This is a genomic window from Hymenobacter sp. YIM 151858-1 (assembly GCF_025979705.1).
Lineage (GTDB): Bacteria > Bacteroidota > Bacteroidia > Cytophagales > Hymenobacteraceae > Solirubrum.
Genome location: NZ_CP110136.1, coordinates 924,830 through 939,084, shown reverse-complemented (window position 1 = coordinate 939,084; position 14,255 = coordinate 924,830). Strand labels below are relative to the sequence as shown.

14 protein-coding genes and 2 tRNA genes are annotated in these 14,255 nt (G+C 60.5%); 6 read left to right on the top strand and 10 right to left on the bottom strand.

Annotated elements, in window-relative coordinates; genetic code table 11:
* Nucleotides 1–65: 65 nt before the first annotated feature.
* Entirely contained in the window at nt 66–1,037 is a 972-nt protein-coding gene (locus OIS50_RS03965; protein WP_264693031.1) for an NmrA/HSCARG family protein, read from the bottom strand.
* 194 nt (nt 1,038–1,231) lie between these two features.
* Entirely contained in the window at nt 1,232–2,425 is a 1,194-nt protein-coding gene (locus OIS50_RS03960; RefSeq protein WP_264693030.1) for an SDR family oxidoreductase, read from the bottom strand.
* 273 nt (nt 2,426–2,698) lie between these two features.
* Here OIS50_RS03960 and OIS50_RS03955 point away from each other — a divergent pair, with 273 nt between their 5' ends.
* From OIS50_RS03955 to OIS50_RS03945, 3 genes are all read left to right on the top strand, one after another.
* Nucleotides 2,699–3,445, top strand: a complete 747-nt coding sequence (locus OIS50_RS03955) for a S1/P1 nuclease (protein ID WP_264693029.1) — start codon at nt 2,699–2,701, stop codon at nt 3,443–3,445.
* 50 nt (nt 3,446–3,495) lie between these two features.
* Nucleotides 3,496–4,215, top strand: a complete 720-nt coding sequence (locus OIS50_RS03950) for a 16S rRNA (uracil(1498)-N(3))-methyltransferase (protein ID WP_264693028.1) — start codon at nt 3,496–3,498, stop codon at nt 4,213–4,215.
* A gap of 84 nt (nt 4,216–4,299) precedes the next feature.
* On the top strand, nt 4,300–4,968 hold the full coding sequence (locus tag OIS50_RS03945) for a DUF4159 domain-containing protein (protein ID WP_264693027.1): 669 nt from the start codon (nt 4,300–4,302) through the stop codon (nt 4,966–4,968).
* Between the two features lie 75 nt (nt 4,969–5,043).
* On the opposite strand, the gene OIS50_RS03940 is transcribed toward OIS50_RS03945, so the two are convergent.
* From OIS50_RS03940 to OIS50_RS03920, 5 genes are all read right to left on the bottom strand, one after another.
* On the bottom strand, nt 5,044–5,598 hold the full coding sequence (locus OIS50_RS03940; protein ID WP_264693026.1) for a hypothetical protein: 555 nt from the start codon (nt 5,596–5,598) through the stop codon (nt 5,044–5,046).
* A gap of 60 nt (nt 5,599–5,658) precedes the next feature.
* The gene (locus OIS50_RS03935) at nt 5,659–6,525 is read right to left on the bottom strand and encodes a bifunctional transcriptional activator/DNA repair enzyme AdaA (RefSeq protein WP_264693025.1); all 867 of its coding nucleotides are present in this window, start codon (nt 6,523–6,525) and stop codon (nt 5,659–5,661) included.
* Nucleotides 6,526–6,611: 86 nt separating this feature from the next.
* Complete coding sequence (locus OIS50_RS03930; protein ID WP_264693024.1) at nt 6,612–7,169, bottom strand: 1-acyl-sn-glycerol-3-phosphate acyltransferase; 558 nt, start codon at nt 7,167–7,169, stop codon at nt 6,612–6,614.
* A 39-nt stretch (nt 7,170–7,208) separates the two neighbouring features.
* Complete coding sequence (locus OIS50_RS03925) at nt 7,209–8,006, bottom strand: patatin-like phospholipase family protein (RefSeq protein ID WP_264693023.1); 798 nt, start codon at nt 8,004–8,006, stop codon at nt 7,209–7,211.
* Nucleotides 8,007–8,022: 16 nt separating this feature from the next.
* Complete coding sequence (locus OIS50_RS03920; protein ID WP_264693022.1) at nt 8,023–8,871, bottom strand: MBL fold metallo-hydrolase; 849 nt, start codon at nt 8,869–8,871, stop codon at nt 8,023–8,025.
* 193 nt (nt 8,872–9,064) lie between these two features.
* On the opposite strand from OIS50_RS03920, the gene OIS50_RS03915 reads away from it, so the two are divergent.
* Nucleotides 9,065–9,316: a hypothetical protein gene (locus tag OIS50_RS03915; protein ID WP_264693021.1), complete on the top strand. Its 252-nt coding sequence runs from the start codon at nt 9,065–9,067 to the stop codon at nt 9,314–9,316.
* Between the two features lie 211 nt (nt 9,317–9,527).
* On the opposite strand, the gene OIS50_RS03910 is transcribed toward OIS50_RS03915, so the two are convergent.
* Nucleotides 9,528–9,601: transfer RNA gene (locus tag OIS50_RS03910), tRNA-Asp, on the bottom strand.
* Nucleotides 9,602–10,097: 496 nt separating this feature from the next.
* Nucleotides 10,098–10,171 (bottom strand) — tRNA-Asp (locus tag OIS50_RS03905).
* Between the two features lie 260 nt (nt 10,172–10,431).
* Between OIS50_RS03905 and OIS50_RS03900 the strand changes: the two genes are divergently transcribed.
* Nucleotides 10,432–11,379, top strand: coding sequence for an acetyl-CoA carboxylase carboxyltransferase subunit alpha (locus OIS50_RS03900; RefSeq protein ID WP_264693020.1), 948 nt, complete (start codon nt 10,432–10,434; stop codon nt 11,377–11,379).
* 477 nt (nt 11,380–11,856) lie between these two features.
* On the top strand, nt 11,857–12,105 hold the full coding sequence (locus tag OIS50_RS03895; protein WP_264693019.1) for a hypothetical protein: 249 nt from the start codon (nt 11,857–11,859) through the stop codon (nt 12,103–12,105).
* 116 nt (nt 12,106–12,221) lie between these two features.
* On the opposite strand, the gene OIS50_RS03890 is transcribed toward OIS50_RS03895, so the two are convergent.
* Nucleotides 12,222–14,231 carry an OmpA family protein gene (locus OIS50_RS03890; RefSeq protein ID WP_264693018.1) on the bottom strand — a complete coding sequence of 670 codons (2,010 nt, stop codon included), beginning with the start codon at nt 14,229–14,231 and terminating at the stop codon, nt 12,222–12,224.
* Nucleotides 14,232–14,255 lie beyond the last annotated feature (24 nt).

Genomic DNA, 14,255 nt, shown 5'->3' with positions numbered 1-14,255 from the left:
GTTATTTTAAACAAAAGCCCCGCGAGCAGCTGCTCGCGGGGCTTTTTGCTTTTTTAACGCAACGGTTAAGCGTGTTCCGCTACTTGGCTGAGAGCCGGCAAACGGTGTGCGTTTTGCGCCAGCCACTTGTCGAAGTTTTGCAAGGCCGGGTTAAGCTCCCGGGCAACTTCTTCGCGCCGCGTTTCGGCAAAATGCGCTTCAAACTCCTGGTAGAACTGGAACATGTTGCCTAGGTCGTCGGCGCCCGGAAAGCCCAAGCTGCGGTAAACTTCTACCGGCACGGGATTGTACACTACCTCCTGGCCTAGGGCTTTGCTGAAGCTTTGAGCCATATCCGAGCCGGTGAGCAGCCCGCCGGTAATGCCAATGGTTTGCCCGATGGCAGCGGCGCCTTTCCTGAAGATGCCGTACGCACAGCGGCCAATATCCTCCGAGGCAATGCACGCCATCTTCTTGTCGCCCAATGGCAAGGATAGCACCAGCTTGCCCTCGTTGTTGCGCTGCACGCCCATGCCGAAGTAGATAAAGTTCTCCCAGTAAAAGGCGGTGAGCATAAAGGTAGTGGGCACGCCCAGGTCGCTGAAGTAACGATTGGCCTCGCCTTTGGCATCGAAGTGCGGCACTTTGTAATGGCCCTGCAGCGTGGGCATGCGGTTGTCGGAAAGCGGCACCCACTGGCGCGTATCTTCCAGCGTCGACCAGATGACGTGCTGCACGCCAGCGGCTTTGGCGGCTTCGGCCATGTTGCGCGCTTGCTGCAGCTCGCGCTCGGGCGAGAAATGCTCCCAGAAATTGGTAACGCAAAACGCTCCATAAGCCCCGGCTAGTGCTCGGTCCAGGCTCTGCGGGTTGTCGATATCGGCAGCAGCCAATTCGGCACCTAGGCGGGCCAGCTCGCGCGCCTTATCGGAGTCGGGGCTCCGCGTGATGGCACGTACCGTAAACTCACTCTGCGGATCGGCGAGGATGGCCCGAGCCAAGCCGCCGCCCTGGGCTCCGGTAGCGCCAAATACAGCAATGATTTTTTTGTCTGACATGGGCAAAGTGGCGCATCGATGCGCAATAAGTTAGGGTTTAAGCCGAGGCGAAAGTATCGGATGCGCTAACCAACATCAACCACACAATTATGTGGTAACCAAAGCTATACAGCTGTATTCAGCAAAGAACAACCCAGAAAAAAGGCCACCTGCAGCACAGCAGGTGGCCTTTTCGGCGAAGTACCAGGAAGCACCTAGGGCAGGTCGTCGCGGCGCGCTTCGGCGTAGCGGTGGTCGTGGCCAGTGGCGTCGTAGTCGTGGCTGCTGCTGGCGGTGGCGGCCGAGGCCAGCGGGCTGGTACGGCCAGCCCCGGCGCGGTTGGGCGTGTAGCCCTCGGGGTACACGGTGCGGGTGCCGGTGCCGCCGTTGCCACCGGCCTGTCGGTTTTTGCTGAGCCAGGTAGCCAGGGCCAGGCCGGCGCCCACGGCCAGGGCGGTTTTCAGCACGGGGCTTTTGCTCGTAACGGCTTGGGTGTAGAAGCTCGTCTCGCGGGTGCTGCCGGGGTAGTTGCCGCGCTCCTCGAGGTTGCCCATGGGCTTATCGAGGGCGTTTTGGTGCAGGGGGCGCGGGGCGTAATCGGCTTTTTCCTGCTTTACAAAGGCGGTTTCCATAAACTTATCGAGCAGGCGCGGCGTCCACTGCTCCATGCTGATGAACGCGCGGCCGCCGCCGCCCACCACGATGCTGCGCTCGGGGCGGGTGCAGGCGTACAAAATGGCGCGGGCCACGGTTTCGGGGGCGTAGGCGGGCGGCGCGTGCTTGGCCTCGCGCTCCATGTAGTTTTTGGCGTGCACGGGGTACGGCGTATCAATGGCCGCTGGCTGAATAAGCGTTACCGAAACGGGTGCGCCGTCCATTTCCAACTCCATGCGCAGGCCGTCGGTAAAGCCCTTTACGGCGTGCTTGCTGGCCGAGTAAATGGTTTGCAGAATGGCCGTGATATCGGACAGAATGCTGCCCACGTTGATGATGGCACCGCCCTTTTGCTTTAAATGCTTGGCGGCTTCGAGCGAGCCGTGCACCAATCCCCAGAAGTTCACCTCAAAAAGCTGGCGCATGTCCTCGATGGGCACCTCCTCAACCTTGCCGTAAATGCTCACGCCGGCGTTATTGATCCAGGTATCGAAGCCGCCGAACGTTGCCACGGCCTTTTGGGCAATGGCGCGGGCGGCCGTCGGCTCGCTCACGTCGATAGCGAGGTAGGTAGCCTCGCCGCCCTCCTGCCGGATTTCTTCCACCAAGCGGCGCAAGGCCTCTTCGCTGCGGGCGGCCAGTACCAACTTAGCGCCTTTTTTGGCCGCCATGCGGGCCGTAACCAGCCCGATGCCCGACGAGGCACCGGTAATCACGATTACCTGATTCTTGAGCTTTTTGAGTTTGGGTGTCATTGGGTGTGGGTTTAAGCGTGGTATACAAACCTTCCTTTACGCACCCCTCCGTGGCTTCGATACAATTAAATCGTATGGCTGAGCTGGCAACCCGCCGGGCCTGGGTAGGGGCAGCTGCCCGAGCTTACTGCCCCCGCCGCCACCTAGGCGCTGGCCGGGGCATTATTGAATCCGGCCGATTTGTACGTGCTTTGCAAATTCATCCGTTACTGCTCCTCCCACTCCTCAAGCCCGGTTATGCGTCGCTTACCCACCATTGCATTGTGTTTACTGTTGAGCCCGCTCCAGCTGATGGCCTGGGGTGGCGAAGGCCACCGCACCGTTGGCAAAATTGCCGAGCGGCACCTTTCGCGCAAGGCTTCGCGGCAGGTAGAGCAGCTGCTGGGCAACCAAACCCTGGCCGATGTTTCGACGTGGGCCGACGAAGTGCGTAACACACCCGAATACAGGAGCACGGCGCCCTGGCACTTCGTAAACCTGCCCCTGGGTCTGGAGTTTCCGGCTTTCAACCAGGAGCTTAAGGCCAAAACCGAACCCAACGCCTACCAGGCCCTCAACGAAAACATTCGGTTGCTAGCGGATAAAAAGCAGCCGCAGGAAAAGCGCCAGATTGCCCTGAAATTTGTGGTGCACCTCGTGGGCGACCTGCACCAGCCCATGCACATCAGCCGCGCCGAAGACAAGGGCGGCAACGATATACAGCTGCAGTTTCGGGGCGAAGGCACCAACCTGCACCGCCTCTGGGATAGTGGGCTGATTAACGTGCAAGGGCTGGCCTACCAGCAGATGGCCGCCAACCTGCAGCAACCCGACGATAAGCAGGCCAAAATCTGGCGCCGCGACCCCATGGAGCAGTGGTTTTTTCAATCGTACCAGCTCAGCTCGAAGCTCTATGAGGAGGCGCAGCCCGGCACCGTACTCGAAGAGCAGTACTACAACACCCACATCGAAGACGTGCGCCTGCGCCTAAGCCAAGCGGGTATTCGCCTGGCCGAAGTGCTGAACGAGGCGCTGGATTAGTCTGACACCTAGGCACCCCCTGGTGTTGGCAGCAGCCCTACATTTGCTTTATGCCCCATACTTTCTTCGCTCCTGGCCTTAGCGGCAATACCCATACCCTGCCCGAAGACGAAAGCAAGCACGCCGTACGGGTGCTGCGCCTGCGCGAAGGCGACGCCGTGGAGCTGATCGACGGCGCTGGCGGCATTTACCAGGCCGAAGTAGCCGACGCCGAGGCCAAACGCTGCCAGCTGCGCATAGTAACGCAACAGCAGGTGCCGCGTCGCCCCTACCACGTGCACGTAGCCGTGGCCCCCACTAAAAACCTCGACCGCATGGAGTGGCTGGTGGAAAAAGCCACGGAAATGGGCATCGATCGGCTGTCGTTTGTGCGGTGTGCCCGTTCGGAGCGGCGCGAACTGAAGCTGGAGCGCCTGGAAAGAATTGCCGTAAGCGCCCTGAAGCAATCGGGCCAGGCCTGGCTGCCGCAGCTGGATGAGCTGACCGATTTTGCCGCTTTGGTGCGCACGCTCGAGCCCGCTACCACCTTTATTGCGCACCTAGCCGAGGGCGAACGACTTTCGCTGGCGCAAGTAGCTGCTGCCGGGAACCGCTGCTGCATCCTTATCGGGCCCGAAGGCGACTTTACCCCAGACGAAATACAGCTGGCCCTAGGTCTGGGCATCCGCCCCGTGGCGTTGGGGCACACGCGCCTGCGCACCGAAACCGCCGCCCTGGCTGCTTGCCACACGGTGCACATTGCCCACGAGCTGGCTCAGTTGCCTGGGTAAAAACAGCAGCCCGGAACGATCGGCCGGCCTGCCGCATTCGTTTATTACCCTAAAGCAACCCTGCCCGGTATTACCGCCCGCCGTATGAAACTGCTACTTCGTTTTTTGCTTGCGCTGGTACTCGTGCTGCCCGCTACGGCGGCCGCGCCGCCCTCGTACAGCTTCCGGATTGCCCGCCTGCAATACGGCGGCGGTGGCGACTGGTACGGCAACAAAACCTCGTTGCCCAACCTTATCCGCTTTTGCAACCAGGTGCTGAAAACCAACATTGCGCCCGAAGAAGCTACCGTGGAGCCCGGCTCGCGCGAGCTGCTGCAGTACCCCTTTGTACACCTAACGGGCCACGGCAACGTTACCTTTTCGGATGCCGAGGCCAAAAACCTGCGCCGCTACCTAACAAGCGGCGGGTTTCTGCACATCGACGACAACTACGGGCTCGACAAGTACATCCGGCCCGAAATGAAAAAGGTGTTTCCGGAGCTGGAATTTGTGGAGCTGCCCTTTTCGCACCCCATCTACCACCAGAAATTCGCCTTCCCGAAAGGCCTGCCCAAAATTCACGAACACGATGGCAAACGCCCCCAAGGCTTTGGCCTGATCTACAAAGGCCGCCTGGTGTGCTTCTATACCTACGAGTGCGACCTGGGCAACGGCTGGGAAGACCCCGAAGTGTACAAAGACCCCGTGGAGAAACACGAAGCCGCACTGCGCATGGGCGCCAACCTGCTGGCCTATGCCCTTACGCAGGAGTAAGTTCCGCTGCCTCGTTGGCAACAGCACAGCGCCGCTCCCAGGCATGAGAGCGGCGCTGTGCGTTTAAGCGGCTATTTAAAAGCGGCGCTGCAGCACCTCGGCCATTACAAAGGCGGCCCGCAAATCGGCAGGGTTGCGTAGGCGCGCGGCGATGTTGTGGGCGGCAACCGTTGGCTGCGAGGCCTGCCGGTTTTCGCGCGCCCAGAAATCGTTGGCGGCGGTGGCAGTGGCCCTAGGTAGCGAGGCCGCCCGGCGCGGAGCGGCCACCGGGGTTTCCAGGCTGCGGGCGGTGCGCGCGGCAGCGGCTTCCTCCAAGCTGCGCGACGAGGCTTGCGGCACCTCCAGCGTGCGGGCTACCGGAGCGCGCTCCGTGGCCCTAGGTGGCGCTGAAGCTGGTTGCGCAGCGGGCGGTGGCTGGTTCTGCTGTTTCATTTGCTGCAGCAGCTGCTCGAATGAGGGCGCGCCCGGCGGGCGCACCACCGGCCGCGTAGCGGGGCGGCTGTCAGGCTGCGGTAGTTTCCGTTCCTGGGCTTCGCGTCGCATCGTTTCCTGTGCCTTGCGCCACATGCGCACCACAAACACGATAAGCCCGAACAGGATTAACAGTAGGGTTTGCAGCTTTTCGAACATGGCGGTGGGCGTAAGTGGTGCGGTTGTCAGCTTCGGTGCAACCTAGGCCGGCGGCTCAATCTACTGAAGTTGGGCGGCTTGGCGCTCGGCCTGCGCCATTTCAAAGCCGATAAGGGCCTTTTTAGTTGCCGAGCCCCAACGGTATTCGCCCAGTAGGCCTTGCTTGCGGATAACCCGGTGGCACGGAATCAGCACTGCCACGGGGTTGGCCCCCACTGCCGAGCCCACGGCCTGCAACGCTTTGGGCTGCCCAATGGCTTGCGCAATGTGCTGGTAGCTGACCAACCGCCCGGTCGGTACCCGCAGCAAGGCCTCCCAAACTTTCAGCTGAAAATTGGTACCCCGCACCAGCAGATGCAGGGGCTGCCCGGCGGCCGGCGCGAAGGCCCGCGCTACCAGCGGTGCGGTAGCGGCCTCGTTTAGCTCAAGCGTAGCCTCGGGCCAGCTTTTTTGCAGCGCCGCCAAAGCCGCGGTGGCGTCCGGCGCATCGGGTTCCAGCAGGTGCAGCCCACACACGCCCCTGGCTGTGGCCGCCAGCAAGGCCGGCCCGAACGGCGTTTGGTGCACGCCATACGCCATGCGCACACCCGCCCCGCCGCTGCGGAACTCGTGCGGCGTAACGGCTTCCAGCGTCACAAATAAGTCGTGCAGCCGCGAGGGGGCCGATAAGCCAGCGGCGTCGGCCGCCTCGGCCAGGCTGGTCGCCTCCGCCAATCGGGATTTCAGGAAATCGGCCGTGAGGTACTGCACAAACCGCTTGGGGCTGATGCCTGCCCACTCGCTAAACAAGCGCTGAAAGTGAAACGGGCTAAGACAAACTGCCTCAGCCACTTCATCGAGACTGGGCTGTTGCCGAAAGTTCGCTTCGAGGTAGCGGATAGCTTGCGCAATGCGTTGGTAATCGGGGCTGCTGACGGCGGCTTGCATGGCGGTTTTAGTTAAGCGTTACCAAACAAAGCTACGCTCGCAGCGCGGGGCCCTCAACCCATTTCTTGCTGACTTTGGCCCGCGGCCTACCGGATGCCCTGCTCCGGAAAACGCCCCTGCTTGGTGCGGTAAAAGGCCTTGACGGTTTCTTCGTCGGCATCGTAGTTACCGGTAGGGTACACGGCGGGCCCTACCCCGGCTTCCTTCTTGCTGTAGTCGAGGTAACCCAGCAAAATGGGCACGTTGGCGGCCTGCGCGGCGTGGTAGTAACCGCGGCGCCAGCGGGGCTGGTATTTGCGGGTGCCTTCCGGCGTGATGAGGATAATCAGGTCGGGGTACTGCTTGAACAGCTCGGCCATGGCTTCCACCATGCTGTTGTTCTTGCTCCGGTCGATGGGCAGCGCCCCCAGGCTCATCATCAGCTTGCCCAGCACGGGTATGTCCGTCCACTCCTTTTTTACGGTGAAGCGCACGTTGCGCCGCATCAGAAAAAAAGCGGCTCGGGCATGGATAAAGTCCCAGTTGCTGGTGTGCGGGGCAGCAATCATCATTGCTTGCCGGATTTCGGGCGGAATGCTGGAAGCCAAGCGCCAGCCTACCAGCTTAAACCAAAACTTCGAAAACGCCAGCCAAAAGCTGTTCATACAGGAGCGGTTGAAGAAATGCGGAAATGGACGCCAAAGCTAGCCAAAATCTGGCTCGGGCGCGGGTTTGCTGAGCAAGGCCTCCAGTTCGGCGGCCTGGCTCAGGGTGTATTCGTAACCGATGGCATACAGCTCGGTGGCATGGCGCAAATCCGTAACCCTGAACCGGCGGAGCTCCGGTGGCTGCAGCACCAGCTCGCACTGCTTAAGCCGGGGCGCCGTGTTGGTGCCGATGGCCAGCATAAAGGTGCGCTCGGCCACGTGCCGGATGGTGCTGATGGGTGCCTCGGTGTTTACAATGTTGGTGTGCGCGCCTACCAAGGCCAGCTCCGGCCGGTGCTGCAGCGGCTCGATGGGCAGGTTGTTGAGCAAGCCCCCATCCACCAGCACGTGCCCTAGGTACTCAATGGGTTGGCATAGCACGGGCACCGCTCCTGTGGCCAACAGCGGCGGCACCAGCGGGCCTTCGTTGAAAAATACGGTTTTGCCGCTGCTCAAATCGGTTGCCGCTAAGGTTACGGGCATCCCTAGGTCGGCAAAGGTTTGGTTGCCGGGCAGGTGAGCAGCAAACAGCTTCTCGAGCAAGCCCAGGTTTACCAGCCCGCGCTTGTAAGCCGGACGCACCAGGCGCAAAAAGCGGGTATCGGACAGCAGGCGCAACACCTCGCGCGGCGGAATGCCAGCGGCAAAAAACACCGCTGCCAACCCGCCCGAACTCACCCCCGACATGGCCCCAATGGGCAGTTGCAGCTCGCTCAGGGCTTGCAGCATACCCAGGTGGGCAATGCCGCGGGCCGCTCCTCCCGATAAGGCCAGTCCTATCTTTCGCGTCGACAAATCCGTGTTCGTTGGGTTACAGATCGGCGATGCGCAGCGTTTCGCTCAGCCGCACGCCGCGGTCGGTTTGCTGTACGGTGCAGGCTTCGGTGTGGGCGTCGTGTTCCAATATCAGCACCCACTGCTCGTCGGCGGCGCGCTGCAAGGTGGCTTCTTTTTCCACCAGCGTTTGCAGCGGGCGCACGTCGTAGCTCATCACCCACGGCATGGGCAGGTGTGCGGTCGAGGGCAGCAAATCAGCCATAAATGCCAGCTTACGCCCTTTGTAGTCCAGCACCGGCACCATCATCTTTTCGGTATGCCCATCGGCAAACACAATCTCGCGCAGCATGGGCAACTCTTCGGGAACCCCAGCCGCCTGATCGATAAAGCGCAGGTGCCCGCTTTCCTGAATCGGCAGGATATTCTCTTTCAGAAAGGAGGCTTTTTCGCGCGCGTTGGGCTGCACGGCCCATTGCCAATGCGCTTCGTTCGACCAATAAGTGGCGTTCGGGAAGGCCAGCTGCAGTTTGTCGTCGGGGGTACGCACCACCGAGCCGCCGCAGTGGTCGAAGTGCAGGTGCGTAAGCAGCACATCGGTAACGTCGGACGAGGTGAACCCCAGCTTCCGCAGCGAGCCTTCGAGGGTAGCGTCGCCGTGGAGGTAAAAATGCCCTTTGAACTTCTCGTCCTGCTTATTCCCAATGCCGTTGTCGACGAGGAGCAGCCGGTTGCCATCCTGCACCAACAGGCAGCGCATGGCCCAGGTGCACATATTGTTTTCGTCGGCGGGGTACTGCCGGCTCCACAACGATTTGGGTACTACGCCAAACATGGCGCCGCCATCCAGTTTGAATAAGCCAGTATCGAGGGTGTAGACGTTCATGGGCGCAAGATGCGCAAACCCCGGCAGCTACCCCAACTCAATGTTTCTCTGGTGCGCCAACCGCCGTTTGTCGGATCAAGCAAATAAAATATGGCTTTAGCCCTCCAACACCACATTATCATGTGATATCAACCCGCCCGATTGCTCCGTTATTTTACACTACAGCGTGTACTTATTACTTTGGGTGCCACATATGGACGACTCCTATTTGCTCGCGTTGGGTTTTGAGCGGTGGGTAAGTGACTTCCCGCTGCAAACGGCCATGTACGTCTACGCCCACCCGGCCCGCGACGGTGCCCGGCTATACATCTCTGTGCCCCGCGCCAAACGCGGTCAGGCTACCGGCTTCAGCTTAACCGAGCAGGAAAACCTGGAAGCCAGCATCGAACGATTCTTCCGCAAACACGGCGGCAAGCACTGCAAGCAATCGGAAGTGGCAGTTTAGCACCCACATGTTGATGTGGTAGCGCGGTTGCCCCGGCACAGGTACTTTTGCACCGGTGCATTTCCAATGCACCCAGGGAAAATTGGTGAGAGCCTTAGCCTTTCTGGTTAAGGCTTTTTCTCATTCCGGCCATTGCCTTACCCGGCATTAGGCCGGTACGCTTGGGCTGAAAAAGCAAACGCCCCGCAGCGGGGTGCTGCGGGGCGTTGTGCGGTTCGGACGGGACTCGAACCCGCGACCTCCGCCGTGACAGGGCGGCATTCTAACCGACTGAACTACCGAACCATCGGGCAATCCCGGGGCGTTATCCCCGATTGCGTTGCAAAGGTAGAGGCAATTTTGGATTACACCAACACTACTGCTAAAAAACAAGCTAAAAAAACGCGTTTGCAGCCCCAAGCACCTGATTAGCAGTGCAAGAAAATTTCAAATTACCGATACGTTGGCTACGGCATCTTTCCGTTTTGGTGGATAGCCTAACGCAAGTACATATGTCGTACTTTAGGCTAGGTTGCCTTGGTCGCACAGCACCGCGCTGCTGAAGAATTCGGTTTGGTAGCCCCACCCAGGATAGCGAGGACTGTTCTTCTTTCGTTATGACACTGGAGGCCACGCCGCGCAAGGTCTTATTGCATTCGCGGGGCACTGCCCACTTTGGGGGCCCGTTCCCCTACTCCCGACCTAGGCTTGGTTACTTGCCTGTTTTCTGGTGCGGGGAAAAAGGCCTGAACACAGGCTGAAAAAGCAAACGCCCCGCAGCGGGGTGCTGCGGGGCGTTGTGCGGTTCGGACGGGACTCGAACCCGCGACCTCCGCCGTGACAGGGCGGCATTCTAACCGACTGAACTACCGAACCATCGGGCAATCCCGGGGCGTTATCCCCGATTGCGTTGCAAAGGTAGAACGTCTTTTTGGCTCGTTGCAAGCCTTGGCGCAAAGTTTTTGGCCGAAATACCGCTTCTGGGGGCTTTGTGGCTGATTGTGAGCCATAAATTTTTTCGCGCATATTGCTGGCCTTGTTCGCAGCAGGCTTGCGCCGCTTCGCTTACCTTTGCCCTCCCCCATTTTCCACCTTAAGATTTCCTCCGTGGCGGTTTTCGTTCCGCCCGTTTGGCTATGCTGCTCGATTTCGAACAACCAATTGCCGCCCTCGAAGGCAAACTCCGCGAAATGCAGAAACTGGCGCAGGATAGCCAGGTTGATGTATCGGAAGCAGTAGAGGCGCTGGAGGCCAAGATCAAGGCCCTTAAGAAAGAGACTTACGCAAACCTCACGCGCTGGCAGCGGGTTCAGCTTTCGCGCCACCCCGACCGCCCCTACACCCTCGATTATATTGAGGGCATGACGGAGAAGTTCGTGGAGCTGCACGGCGACCGTACCGTGGCCGATGATAAAGCCATGGTGGGCGGCTTTGCCGAGCTCGACGGCCGCACGGTAATGTTTATCGGCCAGCAGAAAGGCCGCAATACCAAGCAGCGCCAGATGCGCAACTTCGGCATGCCCAACCCCGAAGGCTACCGCAAAGCGCTGCGCCTGATGAAGCTGGCCGAGAAATTCGGCAAGCCCATCGTCACGCTGATCGACACGCCTGGCGCATTCCCGGGCCTGGAGGCCGAGGAGCGCGGGCAAGGCGAGGCCATTGCCCGCAACCTCAAGGAGATGTTCATGCTGAAGGTGCCGGTTATCTGCATCATCATCGGCGAGGGCGCCTCGGGTGGGGCCTTGGGCATTGCCATCGGCGACCGGGTGCTGATGCTGGAAAATACCTGGTACTCGGTGATTTCGCCGGAGTCGTGCTCGAGCATCCTGTGGCGCTCCTGGAATTACAAGGAGCAAGCGGCCGAGGCGCTCAAGCTCACGGCTACGGATATGCTCAAGGCAGGCCTCGTCGATGGCATCGTGAAAGAGCCCCTGGGTGGCGCCCACACCGACACTGCCCGCATGATCGAGACTCTGAAGAAAACGATTGTCAAAACCCTCGACGAACTCGAGGCTCTTCCCTCCGATGAGCGCGTTTCGCAGCGTATTGATAAATTCGGCCGTATGGGCGTTGTGGTAGAGTAAACCCTTTACCATCCTGACCCGGAGCGGGCCGGCACCTAGGTGCCGGCCCGCTTTGCTTTTACAAGCAGCAACCGACCAACGGGCAGTCGGTGGCTGAGAGCTACCGTTTGTAGCGTGGGTGCTTGGAGTTCAACTCAGCGCGTTTGAAAGTCTGAGACGATGGTCAAGGAGCAATCAGGCATGCTGTAGCTCGCAGCACCAACTCAGGGCAATGTCCCACGGGTTTGAGTACTAGTCCCTAGTTCAAATTTCCCACCCTCCCGCACCTAGGGCAGCAGGAGGGCAAAATAATTTTACTTTTTTTGAACTCTTGCATTATCTACACAAGCAACTTATTATCAATTCATTACATGCAATAAACATTATAAATATAAAGCAAGCCAGCGGTACAGCAACGCACAACCAACCTGTTGTGGCACGCATTTTTCAATGCATCAGCCGAGTTTGAGCGATACACCTTAACCCTTCATCAGTACCATGATCAGGATCCTGCTATTGTGTTTTGCGCTGCTGGTGAGCAGCCTCGCCGCACCTGCCGAAGCCGGCCGCATCAGCGCTTACGCCAAGGCCAAAATGAAGGGCCGGGTATACGTTCATCGACCCAACTACAAACGCTATAAAGGCTGGAAATTCTCGAAGCGCCACCGCCGCAGCAAAGCCGGCAAGCTAAAGGCCAGCAAAGCGGCTCCGCGCTTTGTTCGGGCTACGCACAGCACGCGCCGCTAACGGCACGCCCCCATACCCGGCAGTATGCCGATAAGTGCACGTAGGTGAAGTGACATGCACAGGAAAGCCCCCGCCCGATACGATTCGGGCGGGGGCTTTCTGCTTATCAGCTTAGCTTATGGCTGCACGCTGGTTATCCTGAATTCCACACGGCGATTGAGCCTGCGGGTGGCCTCGCGGGCATTGCTGGCCCTGGGTCTGGCTCCGCCAAAGCCCACACTGGCGATGCGCCCGGAGGCAATGCCGTGGTGCACCAGGTAGGTTTTCACGGCGGCGGCGCGCATTTGGCTTAGCACCACGTTTTTTTGCGGGTCGCCCACGTTATCGGTATGGCCTTGCAGCTCTATGGCAATGCCCGGGTTGGCCGTCAGGATGCCAACCAGCTGATCGAGCGCAGCGTGCGACGATGGCAGCAGCACGGCTTTGCCTTGCTGAAACTGCACGTTATCGAGGGGCAGCGTTACGCCCACGGCGAGGGGCTGCAACAGGATATCTTCGGCGATGGAGCCCGAGTTGGCGCTGTAAAAAGTACTAGCCACCCCGTAGCCGCCGAGTTGTGCCTGCCCCACGTAGGAGCGGCCGGCCTCTACCTCAACAGCGAAGGAGCCGTCGGCACCTAGGGGCACAAGGATTTCCTCGCCCACGCTGTTGCGCAGCTTGTAGCGGGTTTGGGGCAGCGGCTGCAGGGTAACGGCGTCGAGGATGCGGCCGCGCCAGGAAGCTGCCCTAGGTGGTGCAGCGGCTGCTGGTGTGGGCACTGCGGGCGCTACTGCCGCGGGGGGCACCTGCGTTGGCGGGGCCACATCGAACAAGTTGCAGCCGGCCAAATCGGTGTAAACGCCGCGGCGCACCAATTGGGCCTGCCGCTTCTCCAGATCGACGCGGTACAGGGCTTTGGGGCCGGCCAGGTAAAGCTCGCGCCCGCCTCCGGGCCCCTCCTGCATCAGCACGTCGCTGTAACCGCCGCGCTTGGGCAGGCCGTCGATCCGGACAAGCTCCGGTGCGGGCTGCTGCGAGCCTAGGTCAATCTTCAGCAAAGAGCCATCGGTGCTGTAAACCTGGTATACGGTGTCGTTGTCGGCGAGGCAGAAGTTGGCGTGCGTGCCGGCGCCCGAAAACCCAATGGCCGTGTAGTAAGCGGCTCGCCGCACGGGGTCGGTGCTCCAAACCACCTTCACCGAGCTATCGGCCGGGCTCACCTTTACCAGCTTATTGCCATCGGAGGTGATGAAGTACAGGTCGCCGCGGGCATCGGTAGCAGCCGAAATCCATACGTTCTCCTCGCCCTGCGCCGGCAGCCGCCACGGCGTGTAGGCACCTTCGCGCGTGGCGGGGTTGTAGCGGTACACGTACTCGGGCGCATCGGTGGGCGCCTTGGTTACCGAGTACAGGCAATTATCGAGGCCTTTGGCCAAGGCGTACGACTGAAACGGCAGCACCGACCGATGTATGGTGGGCTGAGCCGAGGGGTTGGCCACCGAAAACTCGTGGATGGTGCGGCAATCGTCTTCCCAGATACCGTTGCGGGTGCGCAGGGCGGCAATGCCGTACATTTTATCGTCGCAGCGTTGGCGTACCACTACCGGCTTAACCACAGGCAGGGTGGGCGGCGCCGGTGCCACAAAGCTGAGCGACTCGAGCAGTTGCTGCGCCTGGGGCAGGTAATCGTGGTCTTCGCTGATGGCCGCGTGGTACTCGAGGCGGTACTCGTAACCGTTGCGCCACACCCGGCGCCCAACCACGTGGGTGCGCAAAGCGGGCGCGGGAGCCTCCAAGTAAGTGTAGTCGTAGCGTACTTCGAGTTGGGCCGCGCTGGCCTGCTCGGTTAGGCGCAACACCTGCGCCTGCGGTTGGCGCCGGATTGCGAGCCACACGGAGTCGGCCGCTTCGTTGTACTGATTCACAACGGCTACTTGCGCCGAGGCCAGCACTTCGGCTGCCCGCCCTGCGCCGCCGGCATAAAAGGAAGCCGTATTGGTGTCGGGCTTACGCTCCAATTGCCAGCCGCGGGGGTATTTCAGGCGGTAGCCCGCTTGCAAATCCCGAAACACATGCTGCTCCGAGGTTTCCTGCGCATGCAGCTCAATCCAGCCCAGAGCCAGAACCAGCAACAACAACAACCTCATGAGCGACGCGGCGGGAGAAACTTA

Coding starts and splice junctions, on each gene's coding strand:
- OIS50_RS03965 (WP_264693031.1), bottom strand. CDS start 1,037: ATGTCAGACAAAAAAATCATTGCTGTATTTGGCGCTACCGGAGCCCAG.
- OIS50_RS03960 (WP_264693030.1), bottom strand. CDS start 2,425: ATGACACCCAAACTCAAAAAGCTCAAGAATCAGGTAATCGTGATTACC.
- OIS50_RS03950 (WP_264693028.1), top strand. CDS start 3,496: ATGCCCCATACTTTCTTCGCTCCTGGCCTTAGCGGCAATACCCATACC.
- OIS50_RS03945 (WP_264693027.1), top strand. CDS start 4,300: ATGAAACTGCTACTTCGTTTTTTGCTTGCGCTGGTACTCGTGCTGCCC.
- OIS50_RS03940 (WP_264693026.1), bottom strand. CDS start 5,598: ATGTTCGAAAAGCTGCAAACCCTACTGTTAATCCTGTTCGGGCTTATC.
- OIS50_RS03935 (WP_264693025.1), bottom strand. CDS start 6,525: ATGCAAGCCGCCGTCAGCAGCCCCGATTACCAACGCATTGCGCAAGCT.
- OIS50_RS03930 (WP_264693024.1), bottom strand. CDS start 7,169: ATGAACAGCTTTTGGCTGGCGTTTTCGAAGTTTTGGTTTAAGCTGGTA.
- OIS50_RS03920 (WP_264693022.1), bottom strand. CDS start 8,871: ATGAACGTCTACACCCTCGATACTGGCTTATTCAAACTGGATGGCGGC.
- OIS50_RS03915 (WP_264693021.1), top strand. CDS start 9,065: ATGGACGACTCCTATTTGCTCGCGTTGGGTTTTGAGCGGTGGGTAAGT.
- OIS50_RS03900 (WP_264693020.1), top strand. CDS start 10,432: ATGCTGCTCGATTTCGAACAACCAATTGCCGCCCTCGAAGGCAAACTC.
- OIS50_RS03895 (WP_264693019.1), top strand. CDS start 11,857: ATGATCAGGATCCTGCTATTGTGTTTTGCGCTGCTGGTGAGCAGCCTC.
- OIS50_RS03890 (WP_264693018.1), bottom strand. CDS start 14,231: ATGAGGTTGTTGTTGTTGCTGGTTCTGGCTCTGGGCTGGATTGAGCTG.